Raw genomic sequence first — 16,720 nt, 5'->3', positions numbered from 1 at the left:
TCACTCGCTCAGGTCGACCGTCGCAACCGCGACGTCGTCGGACGGCTTCAGACGGGGATACTCGCGACATTCGGGGTCGGACTCCTCGAAGGCACGCAGGACGCGGACCGCCCGCTCGATGCCGTCCGTTCGGAGGTACGGAACCAGCGTCGACCAGTCCGCGAACGCGTCGTAGGTCGTACACACCGGTTCGAACCCGTCGGTGAACGCGACAGCGAACTCGGCGTCGCGGCGGTCGAGGGAGCCGGTCGCGGCGTGGTCGACCGCCGACGGGTCCAGCCCGAACGTCCAGTAGCCGCCCTCGCGGTTCTTCCGTTTCCGGTGGTCGACCAGCATGGGATGCACGCGCTCGCGGAGCGACTCGTAGGAGACCGCGCCGTCGGCCGCCTCGCGGATCGCCACCATCTCCTCGACCACCCGCCGGTCGAGGTCGCGCGGCCCCTCGCCGAGGACCGCTCTGGACTCGGGTCCGGCGTCGACGACGACCCCGCAGTCGCCGAGTACCAGGTACTCGAGGTCGTCGTCCCAGCGAAGGACCGCGCCGGCCGCGGAGGGGACCTCGTGGGAGTCCTGCTCGGCGGCGCCCGGGTGGTCGCCGTACCTGTCCGCGACCGCCGCGACTGCCTCCGAGGCGAGGTCCCGCAGGTCCCGACCCCCGCCCTCGTCGATCCGGGTCCCGAGTTCCTCGGCGAGCGCTTCGACGTACCACCGCCCGTCCGACGCCGCGTCGGTGACGCTCCGGTCCGAGAGTCCGGTCGCCCCGTCCAGCACGACGACCGCGTTCCCGTGGGTCCGGACGAGGTCCTCGTTCACCGCTCCGCCGGGACGCACGTGCGACTGGACGGTAACCATACCGGCGCTAACACAGGTGGTCAATAAATAGTTTTGACTCGCCCGGAAGCCGGACCGGCGCGCTGGACGACGGCGGACGGTCGTGGTGCCGTCGCATCGGCTGTGGCGCCGTCGCACCGGCCGCGCCAGTCCCCGTGTCGTGGCACCACCACCCACACTTTTGCCGTCACCTGTCGTACCGGACTCGCATGAACGTCATCGTCGTCGGATACGGTCGGGTCGGCTCGCGGGTCGCCCGCGTGCTGGACGAGGAGGGCCACGACGTGGTCGTGGTCGACAACGACCGCATGAAGGTCGAGCGCGCGGGGGAGCGGGGCTTTCGCGTCGTGGAGGGGAACGGCGCCCGAGAGGCGACGCTCCAGGAGGCGGGCGTCGCGGAGGCGGACGCGGTCGGCGGCTTCACCGGCGATCCGGAGACGAACCACCAGATCTGTCTGATCGCGGGCGACTACGGCACGCGGACGGTCATGCGCGTGAGCGAGGACGTGGAGGCGGCCGTCTACGAGCGCTACTCCGACGACGTGGACGAGGTTATCTATCCCGAGCGGCTCGGCGCCGCGGGCGCGAAGACCGCGCTGCTGGGCGGCGACTTCAACGCCATCGCGGACCTGACCGAGGGGCTCCAGATCCTCGTGTTGACCGTGCCCGAGGACGCGCCCATCGTCGGCGCGCACGTCAACGAGATCGACCTGGGCGACCGCGGGCGCATCTACGCGCACGGCCGCGACCGGGAGTCGCTGACCATCCCGCTCCCCGGGACGGTCGTCGAGGCCGGCGACCGGATCGCGCTGCTGGCGGCCACCGAGGCGGTCGCGGACGTGCGCGCGGAGCTCACGGCGGCCGAGGCGGCCTGAGTCGGACGGACTCGGACCGGGGAGAGGGCTCCGTCACGGCGGCGCCACGGCCGCGGTCGCGGTCGCCTTCCAGCTGACGGTCACGCCCCGTCCCGGTTCGAGAGCGAGCCTGTCGGCGCTGGCGACCGTGACGAGCGCCGCGAGCGTCACGTCGGTCTCCGCGACGGTCACGCGCACCGTCGCGACCGTCTCCCCGCGCTCGACCGCGGCGACGGTCCCCGAAAAGCGGTTGCGCGCGCTCGTCTCGTCGGCCGCGGGCGTGGCGTCGGCCCCCTGAAGCGTGACGGCGTCCGCCCCCACTCGAACCTGCGCGGCGTCGCCCGGACGCAGTCCGTCGTGGAGCGCGCGCACGTCGCCGATCGCCGTCGTCACGGTCGCGAGTTCGCCGTCCACGTCGACGACCTCGCCGTCCAGCGCGGTCTCCGGTGCCCGCGCGGACAGCAGCAGGCCGCGCTCGAGGCGGTCGAACCGCGCCAGCACCGCCTCGCCGCGCTCCGTGAGTCGACTCCCGCCGCCGCCCGCGCCGCCGCGCGTTCGCTCCACGAGCGAGCCGAACGCGCCCCCCAGCGTCTCCAGTCGGGCGAGCGCACGCGCCCGCGAACGGCCGAGCGTCGCCGCGGCTCCCGCGACGGACCCCTCCGCGGCGACGGCCCGTAGCAGCGCGGCGTCGTCCGCGTCGAAGGCGATCCCGCTCCGGCGGAGGGTCGCGCGGGCGGTCGCGGCCGGTTCGCCCTCCGGGTCCTCGTCGGTCACGGCTTCACGGAGCGCCGCCGGTCGCTTGAGTCTGTTCCCTCGACCGGCCGGTACGCCCGTTCGCCGTCCGCCCGGAACCCCCGCACCGCCCCTCGTCCCGGGTCGCCGACGAGCAGCTCCACGAGCGTTCGAGCGGCCCCGGCGCTCGCGTCGTCCACGCGATCGGGCGGCGCGCGCACCACGCTGTAGACGTTCCGCAGAAGTGGCGACGGCGAGGCGAGGCCGGTCGCGAAGGCCGTCTCGAGGTCGACCGTGCCGCGCCGCCTCACGAACGTCCCGCGGTCGACGAGCGTGTACGCGCCCACGGACCCGGCGATCCGAAGCGTCTCGCCCATCGAACTCCCGGTTGCCCCGTACCAGTCGCCGCGCGGGCCGCGGTCCGCCGCGGCCCAGATCCGCCGCTCCCGGGCGTGGGTTCCGGAGTCGTCGCCGCGGGAGAGAAACCGCTCGCCGGCGGCGGCGACCCGGTCGAACGCGGCCGCGGCGTCGGCGGCGTCCGCGGCGCCGGCGGGGTCTCCCGGCGGACCGACCAGCAGGAAGTCGTTGACACAGAACGGCCGGCGGTCGACGGCGTCCCCGGCGGCGACCGCCCGTCGCTCCGCACGCGGATGGTGGACTATCGCGGCGGCGACGTCGCCCGCGGCCAGCGCCCGGAGCGCGGCCCCGGTCCCGCGGGGCACCGGCGCCGGCGCGAGGTCGGGGCGCGTCTCGGCGACCGCGGCCGCCAGTTCCTCGGCGAGTCCCGAGTCGTACAGGGTCGTGCCCACGGCGAGACGGAGGCGGCCGCTCGCCGGGTCGGGATCGTCGGCCGTCGACAGCGTCGAGAGCCCGACCCCGCCGACACCGAGCAGTCCGCCACCGGCGGCGATCACGCTCCGGCGACGGGTCGGCATACCGGCCGGTTCGGCGGCGTCCGCCGAAACCGTTTCGGATCGCGTAACCCTCGGTAGTTCCGTTTCCTAGATGAAGAAACCTGTATAGGTTTCTCAGTACACCAGGTCACCGTCCACGAACTTCCGGGTCCGCGGGTCGTCGGGGTCCTCGAAGAGCCGCTCCGCGGGGCCGACCTCGACGAGGCCGCCGTCGAGCAGCACCGCGACGCGGTCGGCGATCCGCTCGGCCTGATGCATGTCGTGGGTCGCCATCACCACGGCCATCCCGCTGTCGCGGGCGGTCTCGACCGCGTTCTCCAGCACCGCGGTGTTCCGGGGGTCCAGATCGGAGGTCGGCTCGTCGAGCAGCAGGACGTCGGGCTCGTACGCGAGCGCGCGAGCGAAGGCGACGCGCTGCGCCTCCCCGCCCGACAGCGAGTCGGCGTCGCGGGTCGCCGCGTCGGCGAGTCCGACCGTCGACAGCGCGTCCCGGACCGCCTCGGGCGGCTCGGTCCGGACGAACCGGCGGAGCGACTCCCGGAGCCGTTCGGGCCACGCTCGGCGGACGTGGAGCCCGTAGGCGACGTTCCGCTGGACGGAGGCGTCGAACAGGTTCGCCTCCTGGAACACGGTCCCGACGCGGCGGCGGGCCGCGAGCCGCTCGCGTTCGCCGACGGTCCACACGTCGGTGTCGTCGACGCGAACGCGCCCCTCGTCCGGCGGCTCGAACAGCCCGAACATCCGCAACAGCGTCGACTTACCGGCGCCCGAGGGACCGATGATCGCCAGCGTCTCGCCGGGCCGCGCGTCGAGGCTCACGTCCTCGAACACCGCCTCCTCGCCGTAGCGACGCGCGACACCGTCCAGCGAGACGACCGACTCGCCCGTGCGCTGACGGTCATGGGGCGCCCCGGTTACCGCCTCGCTCTCCCGCTCGGTTTCCTGTGGCTGACTCATCGCCCACCCCGCTGGTCGCCGAGTCGGAGAACGACCGCGTTGACGCCGAGCACCAACACGAGCAGGATCGCGCCGAGCACCATCGCGGTCTCGAACCGGCCCTGCCGCGCCTCCAACTGGATCGCGGTCGTGAGCGTCCGCGTGATGGAGGTGCCGTCGGCGCTGGCGATGTTGCCGCCGACGATGAACACCGACCCGACCTCGCTGATGGCGCGACCGACGCCCGCGAGCACGCCGGTGACGATCCCGTATCTGGCCTCCTTGATCGTCACCAGTGCCACGTCGACCCGCGTCCCGCCCATCGCGCGAGCGGCGTCCCGAACGCCGTCCTCGACGCTCGTCACGGCGGCGAGGCTGACGCCGGTGATGACGGGCCACGCGAGCACGAACTGGGACATGATCATCGCCTCCTTCGTGAACACGAGGTCCAGCGGACCGAGCGGTCCCTGATTGGAGACCAACACCAGCACCAGCAGGCCGACGACGACGCTCGGGAACCCCATCCCCGTGTTGATCACGGCGACGACCAGCCGCTTGCCGGGGAAGTCGACGAAGCCGACGAGCAGCGCGACCGGGACGCTCGCCAGCGTGGCGAGCGCGACCGCGGTGAGGCTCACGTACAGCGAGACGCGGACGATGCTCGTGACGTAGTTCCGCTGGAACGGGAACTCGACGAGCAGCGGCGCGGCGCCCGCGACCGCGTCGGCGGCGCTACCGATGCCGACCGTCGCGAGCGCGAGGGTCGCCTCGACGAGCGCCGCGACGGTCGGAGTCATACGCTACCGATCCGAGCGCGTTCCGTCATGAATCTCACGAGTCGTCGGCGCTCCAGCCCTCGGGGACGTACTGCTGGAAGTTCGGGTCCTCGGAGACCGCCTCCGGGAAGAACAGCTGCTCCCCGTTCATCGTGTAGTCCTCGATGACCTGCTGGCCCTCCGGGCTCGTGATGAAGCCGATGTACGACATCGCCAGGTCGTAGTTGACGTTCTCGTGGACGCCGGGGTTGATCGCGATGACGCCGTAGGGGTTCGCCAGCAGTTCCGGGCCGCCCTCGATGGGCCCCTGAACGAGGATCTCGAGGTCGATCTCAGACCGCATCGAGATGAACGTCCCCCGGTCCGCGAGCGTGTACGCGGGCGTCTGGTTCGCCTGGTTGAGCACGTCGCCCATCCCGGCGCCGGCCTCGCGGTACCAGTCGCCGCCCGGCTCGACGCCCGCCTCCTCCCAGATGATGAGTTCCTTCGTGTGCGTCCCGGAGTTGTCGCCGCGGGAGACGAACACGGACTCCGTCTCCGCGATGGTCGCGAACGCGTCGGCCGCGGACTCCATCCCGCTGATGCCGGCCGGGTCGTCGGACGGCCCCACGATCACGAAGTCGTTGAACATGAGGTCGCGGCGGTTGACGCCGTACCCCTCGCGGAGGAACTCGTCCTCCAGCGACCGCGCGTGGACCATCACCAGGTCGCTGTCGCCGTTCCGCCCCGTCTCCAGCGCCGCGCCGGTCCCCTGCGCCACGGCCTCGACTTCCGCGCCGTACTGCTCGGTGAACGCGCTGTTCAACGCGTCGAGCAGTCCGGTGTCGTAGGTACTCGTCGTCGTGGTCAGCGTGAGCGTCTCCTCCGCGACCGGCGGCACGCTGCCGCCGCTTCCGCTCCCGCTTCCGTCTTCGGTTCCGTTGCCGCCGCTCTGCCCCGATCCCAGACACCCGGCGCTTCCGACGACCGTCGCACCCGCGATAGCGCTCAGGAACTCGCGTCGTTGTTTCGTCATGGATACATCGGTTGACCGCGGACACATAATAATTCCGGGATTGGGGTAATCGCGTTCGGTTGACTCGGGGGTCGGGGACAACTCCGTTCGTTTTCTGAAAACGTTCACGTATCCCCGGAAGAACCCATATGCGTGGCTACAACGCGCTTTTCGGACGCCCGTGAGATGCGGTTCGACGCCGACGAGCTGACCGGCGCGTTGGGGGATTCGGTTACGGTTCTCCCGATCGTCGTCGCGCTCGGGGCGTTGACGCCGCTGTCGCTCCCGCACGCGCTGGTCGCGTTCGGCGTCTTCCAGATCGTGTGGGGCGTCGTCTACGGGCTCCCGATCTCGGTCGAGCCGATGAAGGCGCTCGCGGGGCTGGCCATCGCCGGCGCGATGAGTTACGGTGAACTCGTCGCCGGGGGGCTCCTCGCGGGCGTCGTCCTGCTGATCGCCGGACGGTTCGGCGTCGTCGGCGCCGTCGAGCGCGTCGTCGGGCTGCCGGTCGTCCGCGGGATCCAGCTCGCGGTTGGGCTGCTGCTCGTCGTCACCGGAGCCGAGCTGGCGGTCGGCGCGCCCGAGATCGCGGTCGCCGCGGCGCTCGTCGTCGTGACCCTCTACGCGCTCGGCCACGGGAGCGCGAGCGCGCTGGTCGTGCTCGCCGGAGGGTTCGCTGTCGCCGTCGACGCGGTCGGGGTTCCGACGCCGTCGCTGCCGACACTCACGCCGTTCGCCGGCGGCGGACCCTCGTTCTCGGTCGGGGCGGTCGAGGGCGCGGCCGCACAGCTGGCGATGACCGTCGGCAACGCGGCCGTCGCGACGGCGTTGCTCTGCGAGGACCTGTTCGACCGCGAGGTGTCCGCGGACCGACTCGCGGGAAGCATGGGCGCGATGACCTTGCTGTCGGTTCCCGCGGGCGGGCTCCCGATGTGCCACGGCAGCGGTGGCCTCGCCGGCAAGCACGCCTTCGGGGCGCGCACGGGCGGCGCGAACGTCCTGCTCGGGATCGGCTACCTCCTGCTTGCGCTCGTCGCGGGCGTGGTGGTGGCGTTCCCGCTCGCGGCGCTCGGCGTCCTGCTGGTGCTCGTCGGCGCCGATCTCTCGCGGACCGCGCTCTCCGGGGACGACCGCCTCGCCACGGTCGGCGTCGGACTCCTCGGGGCCCTCACGAACGTCGGCGTGGCGTTCGTCGCCGGGGCCGCGGCGTGGGCGACGCTCCGCAAGTTGGATGTCCGGAGCGGTCGTTGACCGCACATGGACTGGCAGTCGCTGTTCGGCCGCGCCGCCGCGGTCGACGCCGACGAGGCGGACGTCCGCGAGGCGCTCGTGCGCGTTCGCGATCGGACGGGAAGTGACGGGAACGCGGGGAGCGACGCGAGCCGGGACGACGCGGCCGAGAACGCGGCGCCGGCGCCGCCCGAACCGACCCCGGCGCGCGTCGTCGCGGACGCGGACGTGCTCGCGGCGGACCTGCTGGTCGGGGGCTCCGCGCGGGCGGCGCTGGAGGCGCTGTGGCGGCACTCGTGGACGACGCTGGTGGCGAGCGACGCGCTGCTCGACGACGCCGAGTCGGTCGTCGCGGACCTCGCGGATCCCGCGGACGCGTCGCTGGCGGCAGACTGGCGCGCGGCGGTCGCGGACTGGCGCGAGCCGGTTGTGCATCCCCCGGACGACCACCCGGCGCTGGGGTCCGCCTATCGGGGCGGCGCGATGCACGTCCTCTCGCTGGACGACCGGCTGACGAGCGCCGGGGCGGGGGCGGCGCTCCGCGATCGCGTGCCGGTCAGCGTCCGCGAACCGCGGGCGTTCGCGGCCGTCTTCGACGCGGCACGGCTCTACCCGGAGGTCCGGGACGGCGACTACCCCGGCCCGGACCGGGCGCCGCGAGAGAACACGGACGAGCCGGGACGGTAGGGATCAGGGCGAACGGGCGACACGAACCGCTCCCGGAGCGACGTGTCGCGCGACCGCTGCCCGCTCCGGGGTGAAAGCCCCTGGCACGCGGCGGGATGGCGCGCTTTCCCTCAAAAGGGTTCGCGGCCGACCGTGGCGCTGTCGGGTGACCGATCGGAGAGCTCGTCGGTCCGCATGTGGCCGAGGGATGGGTCTGCATCTGGCCGAGAGATGGGTCCGCGAACTGCGGGGACGGTTGCCGATGCCCGCGACCGCGCGAACGACGTCGGGTTCGTGTGGGCCGGCGTTCCGCTGTGCTCGGAAGCCCACCGAGAAAGGCCGCGCCCGCTCGCGGTCGCTTCGCGACGTGTCCGCGCATCGGGCGCCACAGCCATTACCCCCCCGGGCGCACAGACACCGCGTATGCAGACCTCCGAGGCGTTCGTCGGACTCGACTGCGTCGATTGCGGGAACCGTTTCGACCCCGCCGAGGAACCCGGCCGCTGTCCGGACTGCGGCGGGATCCTCGACCCGGCCTACGACTACGACCGTGTCGATCTGTCGCCCGAGCAGCTCGCGGACCGCGAGGAGGACTCGATGTGGCGCTACGCGGAACTGCTCCCGTTCCCCGCGGAGGCGGCGGTGTCGATGGGCGAGGGCGGGACGGCGCTCGTCGAGTGTCCCGAGCTCGCGGACGCGATGGGCGTCGGCCGCGTCCTCCTGAAAGACGAGGGGCGCAACCCGACGGGGACGTTCAAGGACCGCGGGCAGGCGGCGGCGATGACCGCGGCCGTCCAGCACGGCGCGGGGACGGTGGCGCTCAACTCCGCGGGCAACGCGGGGCAGGCCGCGGCCGCCTACGCCGCCCGCGCGGGACTGGACGCGCACGTCTACCTGCCGAAGCGCGCCGGCTTCACGCAGAAGGCGATGACCGAAGTCCACGGGGCGGAGCTCCACGTCTGTGACCCCGTGGGCGGGGCCGCCGGGAGCTCCCAGATCGGCGATGCGGGCGCCGCGTACGCGGCGGCGATGGACGGACACCCCGACTGGTACTCCACGAAGACGTTCGTCACGCCGTATCGCCACGAGGGGAAGAAGACGATGGCGCTGGAACTCCTCGAGCAGCTCGACTGGGAGGCGCCGGACGCGGTCGTCTACCCCACCGGCGGCGGCGTGGGCCTCGTCGGCATGCACAAGGCCGCGGTCGAGGCGGAGAAACTGGGCTGGACCGACGACCTCGCGCCGATGTACGTCGCGCAGGCCGAGGGGTGTGCCCCGGTCGTCGCCGCCTACGAGGCCGGCGCGGACGAGCACGAACCGCTCGCCGACGACGAGGTCGACACCGCCTGCAACGGCATCGCGATCCCCGATCCCGGCGCGAGTCCGCTGATCCTCGACGCGGTCCGGGAGTCGGACGGCGGCGCGGTCGCCACCTCGGACGCGGCGATCCTCGACGCCGCCATCGAGGTCGCGCGCCGCGAGGGACTGGAGGTCGGCGCGACCTGCGCGGCCGCGGTCTCGGGCGCGTTCGAACTCGCCGAGCGGGGCGAGTTCGGCCCCGACGACACGGTCGTCCTGCTGAACACGGGCGCGGGCAACAAGGACGTGGACGCGCTGCGCGCGCACCTCGGGGAACGGGAGGCGGAGGAGACCGCGGATCGAGACCTCGAGGAGTAGAAGCGGACCGGTCGCCGAGGAGTAGCGACGACCCCGGATCCTCCGAAATCGTTTTTCGCGAGTACGCACAAGGTGCGCGTATGAGTGGCAACCCCGACGACGAACGACTGGAAGAGCTTCGCGAGAAGAAGATGCAGGAGCTACAGGAGCGCGCCGGCGGCGAGGGCGGCGCTGGCGGGGCCGACCCCGAGGCCCAGCAGGCCGCCCAGGAGCGCGCGGAGGCCCAGCAGGAGGCCGTGCTCAAACAGCACCTCACCGACGACGCGCGCCAGCGGCTCAACGCGGTCGAGATGTCCAAGCCGGAGTTCGCCAAGAAGGTCAAAAAGCAGGTCGCGGCGCTGGCCCAGAGCGGCCGGATCCAGGGCCGGATCGACGAGGACCAGATGAAGGAGCTGCTGCGCGAGCTCCAGCCCGACCAGAAGAGCTTCGACATCCGGCGGCGGTAAGGGGATGGAGCTGGCCCTGCTGTACAGCGGGGGGAAAGACTCCTCGCTCGCCGCCCTCCTGTTGGACCGCTTCTACGACGTGCGCTGCGTGACGGGAACGTTCGGGCTGACGGACGACTACGAACACGCCAGGCGGGCGGCCGAGGCGCTCGGCTTCCCCTTCGAGCGCGTCGACCTCGACGAGGCCGTCGCGCGCGAGGCCGCGGCGACGATGCGCGAGGACGGCTTCCCGCGCAACGGCATCCAGCGCATCCACGAACACGCCCTCGAGACGGTCGCGGGGCTCGACGTCGACGCCGTCGCGGACGGGACGCGCCGCGACGACCGCGTCCCCACCGTCTCACGCGCGCAGGCGCAGAGCCTCGAGGACAGACACGACGTCGACTACATCGCCCCCCTCTCTGGGTTCGGTCGCCACGCGGTCGACCGGCTCGTGACCGCCACCTTCGAGGTGGAACAGGGACCCAGCGAGAAGATCGAGAAGGCCGACTACGAGGGGGAGATCCGCGCGCTCCTCCGCGCGGAGGACGGCGACGAGGTCGTCGCCGAGGTGTTTCCCGACCACGAGCAGACGTACGTCCACGGGCGCGCCGAGTAGCGCGTCGCGGACGTAACTGCCCCTTTTTCCGTCCCCCGGCGGCTACCGCTCCGTCTCCGCGAGCACGTCCCGCACGAGCTCCCGGACTTCCCGCGCCTCCGCGAGCCGGTCGTGAACCGCACCGGAGGCGACCAGCTCCAGCTCGTCGCCGTCCAGCTCCGCCCGAACCGTCGCCGCCTCCCGAATGCGCTCGTAGTCGTCGTCGCGCGTCGCCGTCAGCACGTCACGCAGCGTCGCGACCGTCTCCTCGTCGGCGAAGCGGGAGACGACCGGGATCAGCTCCTCGATCCGGTAGCGGAGCTCCTCGGCCGGCTTCGGGGGCCACGCCAGCGCGAACGGCTCGCCGTCCAGCCGCTCCAGGTACGTCCGGTGGACCGCGACCGTCCGGCGGAGCGCACCGGGGTCATCGACGTAGTGGTCCAGTTTCGACTGCGAGTAGTCGGCGTACTCCAGCAGGTCCGGCACCGGCTCCTCGGCGGCGGGGTACTCCGCGACGTACTCCGTCAGGTCGGTCGGCGGCTCGTCCACGTCGATCAGCGGCGCGGACCCGGCCCGCTCCAGCAGGTCGAACAGCTCGCGGGCGCTCTCGTCCTTCTTGAACCGCCGGAAGTCCGCCTCGACCGCCTCGTTGTACTCGGTTATCGGTTCGCGGAGGCGGTCGAGGGGGACGTCGAGGTCGACCTCCGCGGCGTCCGCCAGGTCGGCCAGTTCGTCGACGCGGTCGTCGAGTTCGGAGCGCGCCGCGTTGGCGTCCCGGCGTGCGCGCCGATAGTCGTCGAGCGCCTCGTCGCGCCGCTCCAACAGGCGGACGTACTCGCGGGCGTCCTCGAGGTGCTCGCGGGCCGCCTCGAAGTCCGACTCGGAGAGCCGGCGCTTGTCGACCGCCTCGTTGGCCGCCGCGAAGGCGTCGGCCGCGAGCGCGTCCGCCTCGACGTCCGTGACGCCCTCGAACGCGCTCTCGAACTGGACGTACGCGCCGAAGTCGCCCGTCCCGACCGCGTCCTCCTCGTAGTCGTCGAGCACTCGGACCGCGTTCCGGTAGCGGTCCGCCGCGGCCTCCACGCGCTCGCGACCGAGGTCCGCGATCCGCGCCTCGACCGCCGCGAGGTCGTCGTACGCCTCGCGGAGGTCGGCCGCGGCCGTCGCCGCCTCCCGGACCGGGCCCGGGGTCGGTCCCGGTTCCTCGGCGTCGACCGCTCCGGAGTCGCCGGCCTCGTCCGCGTCGGTTCCCGCGTCCACCATCAGTACACCTCGTCGGGGTCGAACACCTTCTCGCCGACGTGCTCGCCGTCGACGGTCCGGTGGAAACAGGAGTGGTGCCCGGTGTGGCAAGCGCCGCCCGCCTGCTCGACGACGTACAGCAGCGCGTCGGCGTCGCAGTCGACGCGGACCTCCTCGACGGCCTGCGTGTGCCCCGAGGAGGCCCCCTTGTGCCACAACTCGTCGCGCGACCGGGAGTGGTAGTGCGCCTCGCCCGTCTCGCGGGTGCGTTCGAGCGCCTCGGGGGAGACGTACGCGAGCATCAGCACCTCGCCCGTCTCGGCGTCCTGTGCGACGGCGGGGACGAGACCGCTCTCGCCGAAGTCCACTTCGACCCCGTCGTCGCCGTCCGACGCATCCCCGTCCGCCTCGCCGGTCGCCGCGGTCGCGTCCTCGCTCATGCGTGAGGGGACGGGCAGGCCGCGAATAGTCCTTTTGTCTGTCCCGGACGACCGGGACCGCGCGCGGCGGCCCGACCGCGGAACGCCCCTCAGACGAACCCGACCGCGCGCAGCAGCGCGAACAGCAGGTCGCCGTACGTCAGGCCGAGCAGCAGTCCGAGGAACAGCGGAACCACGAACGGCATCCCGGGGGAGACCCAGACCGCCTCGCGTTCGGCGACCGTCTCCAGTCCCTCACGTAGCGTCTCGGGGTCGGTACCGTACGCCGACCCCTCGATCTCCGCGAGGAAGCGCTCCGCCGCCCAGGGGTCCGCGGTCGTGGCCGTTTCCGACTCCGGGGCCGACTGCCCCTCCGGCACCGCGTCCGACCCCGAATCCCCCCCGTCGACCCGCTCCCCGCCGTCGGTCGCGGGGCCGACATGGGTCCCGCCGTCCGTCGGGTCGTTCGTCTCACCGACGCCCGCGGGGTCGCGGAACCGATCGGGGTCGGCCCGCACGTCCGCGAGCGTCAGGCCGCGCCAGCGCAGGTACATCCGGAGCGCGTCCAGGTCGAGTCCGCGCCGGGTGAACCCCTCTCGCGTCTCGAACAGCCGCCCGTGGAGGTGCGGGAGCCGCCCGACCGGAACGCGCTTGGCGAGGAACATGGCCGGGGAGAACCGACCGCGAGCGCCGTTGTACGCCCCGAGACCGAGCGGGTACAGCGCACCGAGGATGACGGCGTTCGTCAGCACCGTCAGCGAAAAGACGCCGACGTAGGTCCGCACCGCCGGAAACGCCGGGAGCCACGCGACCGGCAGGAAGTAGCTCGGGTACGTGGGGAACAGCAGCGCGAGCGCGATCAGCGCCTTCGCGTCCGCGCCGCCGAACCCCCCCACGTACCAGAAGGCGTACCCGAGCGGCGCGACCACGAGCAGGCTGACCGCGACCCGGGTCACGAAGAGGTCACCGGCGACTCCCGCGAGCGGCCAGCGTGCCAGAAGGTCCCACAGCAGCAGCGCCGCGCCGAGGAGGTACAGCGGCGGCCAGACGCGGTTGGGAACGCGGCGCGTCCGCACGTCGCGATAGGCGGCCCACGCGAAGACGGGGACCGCGACGAGCCGGAGCAGGTCCGGCGCCGAGGCGATCATACCCGAGCCGTGGCCGCCGGGGAGTTAGGGGTTCGGATCGCCGTCGGTGAGACGCGAACCGGCGGAGTGCTCATCGCCGCGACCGTCGTCCAGCCGCGACACCCACGAGAGCGAGTGACAGGAGGCGGAGAACACGGGGAGTTGGCGGGCGGCGTGGCGTCAGGCAAAAAACGGATTCGTCGGGCCTCGCGGCCGAGTGGCCTCAGATGACGCGGTTCTGAAGGTAGTCGAGGTGCTTCGCGTTGTAAACGATCTTGACCTCTTCGGCGTCCGGGCTGCCGATGCAGGTCAGGCGAACGTTCTTCTCCTCGACCTCTTCGTCGGAGAGGATCTGCTGCATGTCCATGTTGATTTCACCCTCCTTGACGATGGCCGCGCAGTTCGCGCAGGCACCGGCGCGGCAGGAGAAGGGCCAGTCGTAGCCCTGCGCCTCCGCGGCCTCGAGGATGTACTCGCCCTGGTTCACGTCGAGGGTGCCGTAATCCTCCCCGTCGAGGCCGGCGTCCGCCGCCTTCTCGAAGAGGTCGTCGTCGTCCATCGACCAACCGTGGTCGTCGAGCACTTCGTAGTTGAGGTATTCTACCGTGGGCATCAGGCGCGAATTCGACGCCCACCTCATTAGGCTTTGCTGTTCGATAGAGTCCGACGCCGTCGTCCCGGCGGTTCGCGACGCGCTGATAAATCGAAAGCGACGATACAAAATCGGCGATCGGGAGAACGGTCGGGGGTCCGGTGCGCGGCCGCCGCCCGTCGTCGCTACAGCTCGTAGCCCGCGTAGTCCATCAGCTGGGCGAAGATGTCGGAGTCCATCGCCTCCTCGTAAACGATACCGCCGACCATCCCGCCGGGGTAGCTGTTCCCGTTCATCGCGTGGCTCACCTTGTGGCAGTGGAGCAGGTAGATCCCGGGGTCGGCGTCGGCCTCGAACTCGATCGTCTTGCGCTCGGCCGGCGCGATGTTGACCACGTCCTGGTCGTACTGGGCGACCTCCGGGATCGGCGAGCCGTCCTTCTCGACCACCTTGAACCGGTGGTTGTGGGTGTGGAGCGGATGGCTCATGTAGCCGTTGTTGGCGAAGTGGACGCGGACGGTGTCACCCTGCGAGACGATGATCGGCGAGCCGTCCTCGGGGTGGAGCGTCCGCGGCGCCGACCGGCCGTTGATGGTGAACGTGTCCGGGCTCCGGTCCCGGGCGCTGTAGGAGACGTCCTCGCCCGCGAACTGGCGGTTGAGCCGGGAGTCCCAGTCTTTCACCGTCATGAACAGCTCCTGGTCGACCGGCTCGTACCCCTCGGGGTCGACCCGGAAGAAGCCGTACATCCCCATATCGATGTGGCGGTGGGTCTGGTAGTGACAGTGGTAGAGGTGGGTCCCGGGGACGTTCGCGGGGATCTCGTAGGTGTGGCTCTCGCCGGGCGCGACCGTGATCCCGGTGGTCGTCGGGACGCCGTCGTTCTCCCACGTCTTGCTGACGCCGTGGAAGTGGACCGTGTGAGGCATGTTGGCGTCGGTGTTGTCGAGCGTCACCTCCACGTCCTCGCCCTCGGTCGTCCGGAGGACCGGACCGGGCACGCTCGGCGCGCGGTCGTCGGCCTGCCACGCCCACACGCGGGGCAGCTCGACCGGCCCACCCATCGCGTCGCCGGGATGGACGGGGAGCCGCGAGGTGACCGACCGGAGCGTCACCTGATTGTTCTGCTCCGTGAGGTCGACGACCTGCGGCGCCGCGGCCGCGGGGAGGTCACCCCCCTCCGCCTGCGCGACGACGTTCCCGTCGGCGGTCCCGTTTCGGGGCGCAGCACACCCTGCAAGTCCGAGAACGCCCGCCGATCCCGTCGCACGCACGAAATCCCGCCGTGAGAGCTCCGTACCGGGAGCGCCGATTTGGTTCGTCATAAGCAAGTGAACGTACTCGGAGCGACCTTACAAACCCGAACGCGTGTTCTCACAGGGTTATAACGCGAGAACGGGGGAAGCACTTATGATTCCGTTTCTCGAAGTAACACCCTTAGACCGAAAACGGCTCTCACCGCCCGCACAGTTCTCACCGCTGACAATTGGGACCAAACACTTATCGCTCGCTCGGCGTGGATCCACGTATGGACGTTTCCTCCGTCACGAGCACGCGGAGAGGGGCCGCTTGCGGGTCGACGACATGACGCAATTCCGTATCCAAACGGAGCGGGCGGAGGCGGGATGACCCCCCTCTCAGCGGCCGTCGAAGCGGCCGACAGCGTGCTCCTCACCGGGCCACCGATGAGCGGGGAGTACGACCTGTTCCACCGTCTGCTCCACGAGTGGGCCTCGTCGCCGATCGTGATCTCCACCGGCCGCACCGCCGGGAAGGTCAGGACCGACCACGAGCGGATCACGGGCGCGGCCGACGACCGCGTCGTCGTGATCGACTGCATGACCCGCGACCGCGAGCTTTCGGCCGACGGCGCCGACGAGACCCGCTACGTCGCCTCGCCCGGCAACCTCACCGACCTCGGCGTCCAGTTCACGGAGCTCGTCGAAGGGGGCGGCCCCACCGCCTCCCGCGCGGTCGGCCTCGACTCGCTCTCGCAGCTGCTGATGTTCTCCGACCCCGAACGCGTCCACCGCTTCGCGCGCGCGCTCGCGACACAGGCCGCGAACGAGGGCTGGCCGTTCGTCGCGACCCTCGGGTCGACGATGCACGACGAATCGGTCAGACACACGCTCCACGAGGCGTTCGACGCGCTCGTGGAGACGCGCGTCAAGGGCGACGAGCGCCAGTTCCGCGTCCGCGAACGGGTCGACGGGCCGAGTGACTGGACGACATTCTGAGCGATAGCGATACTGGGTGTTACAGACGGAAGCAAAACACCCACATTTCTGAAATTCCCGGCGGTGCGGTGCTGTGCGGTCGCGGAGCGGGGCGGTTGCGGTGCTGTGCTGTCGGCGCGCGCCGCGGCGACCCTGTGTCGCCGCGACCGCGCGAGGGAGGCGGCGGCGCGGCCGCATTGCGGTGCGGTTCGCGGCCGCGCCACCGCCGAGGCTGGGGAGGTGCGAGGCCTACGGTGCGGTCGCGGGGCGGGGTGGGGTTGAAAGGGGCAGTCGGCTCGAACCCGCCCGGACGACGCAAGCACCGCAGCGGGCGGTGCTGAGAGCGAGGAGCACAGCGAGGCCCGGCGCGGTCGAGCCGGCTGGGGCTTTCTAGACGTTGCTGTCTAGAGCAGCAGGCTCAACAGCAGTTATGGAAGCATAATCTGACAGAAAAACAGCACAACTACCGTACTCTACTCAGTATCGCTATC

At 71.5% G+C, this 16,720-nt stretch carries 17 protein-coding genes and 1 pseudogene; 7 read left to right on the top strand and 11 right to left on the bottom strand.

Translation table 11 applies throughout. The features are described 5' to 3' along the window. Window positions 1–852, bottom strand: coding sequence for a hypothetical protein (locus ACQE3L_RS10360; protein WP_426963701.1), 852 nt, complete (start codon window positions 850–852; stop codon window positions 1–3). Window positions 853–1,040: 188 nt separating this feature from the next. Between ACQE3L_RS10360 and ACQE3L_RS10355 the strand changes: the two genes are divergently transcribed. Continuing rightward, the gene (locus ACQE3L_RS10355) at window positions 1,041–1,706 is read left to right on the top strand and encodes a potassium channel family protein (protein WP_426963700.1); all 666 of its coding nucleotides are present in this window, start codon (window positions 1,041–1,043) and stop codon (window positions 1,704–1,706) included. Between the two features lie 33 nt (window positions 1,707–1,739). Here ACQE3L_RS10355 and ACQE3L_RS10350 read toward each other — a convergent pair whose 3' ends face one another. The 5 genes and pseudogenes from ACQE3L_RS10350 to ACQE3L_RS10330 form a co-directional block, all read right to left on the bottom strand. Further along, complete coding sequence (locus tag ACQE3L_RS10350; protein WP_426963699.1) at window positions 1,740–2,459, bottom strand: TOBE domain-containing protein; 720 nt, start codon at window positions 2,457–2,459, stop codon at window positions 1,740–1,742. Beyond that, complete coding sequence (locus ACQE3L_RS10345) at window positions 2,456–3,352, bottom strand: substrate-binding domain-containing protein (protein ID WP_426963698.1); 897 nt, start codon at window positions 3,350–3,352, stop codon at window positions 2,456–2,458. The genes ACQE3L_RS10350 and ACQE3L_RS10345 overlap by 4 nt, the downstream gene beginning before the upstream one ends. 93 nt (window positions 3,353–3,445) lie before the next feature. Further along, a pseudogene (locus tag ACQE3L_RS10340) lies at window positions 3,446–4,147 on the bottom strand (ATP-binding cassette domain-containing protein); the annotation flags it as partial. 137 nt (window positions 4,148–4,284) lie between these two features. Continuing rightward, window positions 4,285–5,064 (bottom strand): ABC transporter permease, encoded by a 780-nt coding sequence (locus tag ACQE3L_RS10335; protein WP_426963697.1) that lies wholly within the window; start codon window positions 5,062–5,064, stop codon window positions 4,285–4,287. A 34-nt stretch (window positions 5,065–5,098) separates the two neighbouring features. Beyond that, complete coding sequence (locus tag ACQE3L_RS10330; RefSeq protein ID WP_426963696.1) at window positions 5,099–6,058, bottom strand: ABC transporter substrate-binding protein; 960 nt, start codon at window positions 6,056–6,058, stop codon at window positions 5,099–5,101. Window positions 6,059–6,223: 165 nt separating this feature from the next. Between ACQE3L_RS10330 and ACQE3L_RS10325 the strand changes: the two genes are divergently transcribed. From ACQE3L_RS10325 to ACQE3L_RS10305, 5 genes are all read left to right on the top strand, one after another. Further along, window positions 6,224–7,288 carry a putative sulfate/molybdate transporter gene (locus ACQE3L_RS10325; protein WP_426963892.1) on the top strand — a complete coding sequence of 355 codons (1,065 nt, stop codon included), beginning with the start codon at window positions 6,224–6,226 and terminating at the stop codon, window positions 7,286–7,288. A gap of 6 nt (window positions 7,289–7,294) precedes the next feature. Next, window positions 7,295–7,954, top strand: coding sequence for a DUF7384 family protein (locus tag ACQE3L_RS10320; RefSeq protein ID WP_426963695.1), 660 nt, complete (start codon window positions 7,295–7,297; stop codon window positions 7,952–7,954). A gap of 402 nt (window positions 7,955–8,356) precedes the next feature. Further along, complete coding sequence (locus ACQE3L_RS10315; RefSeq protein WP_426963694.1) at window positions 8,357–9,610, top strand: threonine synthase; 1,254 nt, start codon at window positions 8,357–8,359, stop codon at window positions 9,608–9,610. Window positions 9,611–9,690: 80 nt separating this feature from the next. Further along, entirely contained in the window at window positions 9,691–10,056 is a 366-nt protein-coding gene (locus ACQE3L_RS10310; RefSeq protein ID WP_426963693.1) for a DNA-binding protein, read from the top strand. A 4-nt stretch (window positions 10,057–10,060) separates the two neighbouring features. Continuing rightward, the gene (locus ACQE3L_RS10305) at window positions 10,061–10,654 is read left to right on the top strand and encodes a DUF7411 family protein (RefSeq protein ID WP_426963692.1); all 594 of its coding nucleotides are present in this window, start codon (window positions 10,061–10,063) and stop codon (window positions 10,652–10,654) included. A gap of 42 nt (window positions 10,655–10,696) precedes the next feature. Here the strand turns inward: ACQE3L_RS10305 and ACQE3L_RS10300 are convergent, their stop codons facing one another. From ACQE3L_RS10300 to ACQE3L_RS10280, 5 genes are all read right to left on the bottom strand, one after another. After that, the gene (locus ACQE3L_RS10300) at window positions 10,697–11,896 is read right to left on the bottom strand and encodes a DUF7118 family protein (protein WP_426963691.1); all 1,200 of its coding nucleotides are present in this window, start codon (window positions 11,894–11,896) and stop codon (window positions 10,697–10,699) included. After that, window positions 11,896–12,315: a phosphoribosyl-AMP cyclohydrolase gene (gene hisI / locus ACQE3L_RS10295; RefSeq protein WP_426963690.1), complete on the bottom strand. Its 420-nt coding sequence runs from the start codon at window positions 12,313–12,315 to the stop codon at window positions 11,896–11,898. Before hisI ends, ACQE3L_RS10300 begins: the two co-directional genes overlap by 1 nt. Window positions 12,316–12,404: 89 nt before the next feature. After that, window positions 12,405–13,442: a prepilin peptidase gene (locus ACQE3L_RS10290; RefSeq protein WP_426963689.1), complete on the bottom strand. Its 1,038-nt coding sequence runs from the start codon at window positions 13,440–13,442 to the stop codon at window positions 12,405–12,407. A gap of 202 nt (window positions 13,443–13,644) precedes the next feature. Then, on the bottom strand, window positions 13,645–14,034 hold the full coding sequence (gene fer, locus ACQE3L_RS10285; protein WP_426963688.1) for a ferredoxin Fer: 390 nt from the start codon (window positions 14,032–14,034) through the stop codon (window positions 13,645–13,647). A 164-nt stretch (window positions 14,035–14,198) separates the two neighbouring features. Next, window positions 14,199–15,338, bottom strand: coding sequence for a multicopper oxidase domain-containing protein (locus tag ACQE3L_RS10280; RefSeq protein WP_426963687.1), 1,140 nt, complete (start codon window positions 15,336–15,338; stop codon window positions 14,199–14,201). Window positions 15,339–15,638: 300 nt separating this feature from the next. Here ACQE3L_RS10280 and ACQE3L_RS10275 point away from each other — a divergent pair, with 300 nt between their 5' ends. Next, window positions 15,639–16,250, top strand: a complete 612-nt coding sequence (locus ACQE3L_RS10275; RefSeq protein ID WP_426963686.1) for a DUF7504 family protein — start codon at window positions 15,639–15,641, stop codon at window positions 16,248–16,250. The last annotated feature ends 470 nt before the right edge of the window (window positions 16,251–16,720 follow it).

The organism is Haloparvum alkalitolerans (genome assembly GCF_050122995.1).
GTDB classification, from domain to species: Archaea; Halobacteriota; Halobacteria; order Halobacteriales; family Haloferacaceae; genus Haloparvum; species Haloparvum alkalitolerans.
The sequence above is the reverse complement of the archived record's forward strand: the minus strand, read 5'-3'. Positions and strand labels throughout refer to the sequence as shown.

What these genes read in the sequence shown, in the direction of transcription:
- ACQE3L_RS10360 (WP_426963701.1), bottom strand. Translation starts at nt 852, where the DNA reads ATGGTTACCGTCCAGTCGCACGTGCGTCCCGGCGGAGCGGTGAACGAG.
- ACQE3L_RS10355 (WP_426963700.1), top strand. Translation starts at nt 1,041, where the DNA reads ATGAACGTCATCGTCGTCGGATACGGTCGGGTCGGCTCGCGGGTCGCC.
- ACQE3L_RS10345 (WP_426963698.1), bottom strand. Translation starts at nt 3,352, where the DNA reads ATGCCGACCCGTCGCCGGAGCGTGATCGCCGCCGGTGGCGGACTGCTC.
- ACQE3L_RS10335 (WP_426963697.1), bottom strand. Translation starts at nt 5,064, where the DNA reads ATGACTCCGACCGTCGCGGCGCTCGTCGAGGCGACCCTCGCGCTCGCG.
- ACQE3L_RS10330 (WP_426963696.1), bottom strand. Translation starts at nt 6,058, where the DNA reads ATGACGAAACAACGACGCGAGTTCCTGAGCGCTATCGCGGGTGCGACG.
- ACQE3L_RS10325 (WP_426963892.1), top strand. Translation starts at nt 6,224, where the DNA reads ATGCGGTTCGACGCCGACGAGCTGACCGGCGCGTTGGGGGATTCGGTT.
- ACQE3L_RS10320 (WP_426963695.1), top strand. Translation starts at nt 7,295, where the DNA reads ATGGACTGGCAGTCGCTGTTCGGCCGCGCCGCCGCGGTCGACGCCGAC.
- ACQE3L_RS10315 (WP_426963694.1), top strand. Translation starts at nt 8,357, where the DNA reads ATGCAGACCTCCGAGGCGTTCGTCGGACTCGACTGCGTCGATTGCGGG.
- ACQE3L_RS10310 (WP_426963693.1), top strand. Translation starts at nt 9,691, where the DNA reads ATGAGTGGCAACCCCGACGACGAACGACTGGAAGAGCTTCGCGAGAAG.
- ACQE3L_RS10305 (WP_426963692.1), top strand. Translation starts at nt 10,061, where the DNA reads ATGGAGCTGGCCCTGCTGTACAGCGGGGGGAAAGACTCCTCGCTCGCC.
- ACQE3L_RS10300 (WP_426963691.1), bottom strand. Translation starts at nt 11,896, where the DNA reads ATGGTGGACGCGGGAACCGACGCGGACGAGGCCGGCGACTCCGGAGCG.
- hisI (WP_426963690.1), bottom strand. Translation starts at nt 12,315, where the DNA reads ATGAGCGAGGACGCGACCGCGGCGACCGGCGAGGCGGACGGGGATGCG.
- ACQE3L_RS10290 (WP_426963689.1), bottom strand. Translation starts at nt 13,442, where the DNA reads ATGATCGCCTCGGCGCCGGACCTGCTCCGGCTCGTCGCGGTCCCCGTC.
- fer (WP_426963688.1), bottom strand. Translation starts at nt 14,034, where the DNA reads ATGCCCACGGTAGAATACCTCAACTACGAAGTGCTCGACGACCACGGT.
- ACQE3L_RS10280 (WP_426963687.1), bottom strand. Translation starts at nt 15,338, where the DNA reads ATGACGAACCAAATCGGCGCTCCCGGTACGGAGCTCTCACGGCGGGAT.
- ACQE3L_RS10275 (WP_426963686.1), top strand. Translation starts at nt 15,639, where the DNA reads ATGACCCCCCTCTCAGCGGCCGTCGAAGCGGCCGACAGCGTGCTCCTC.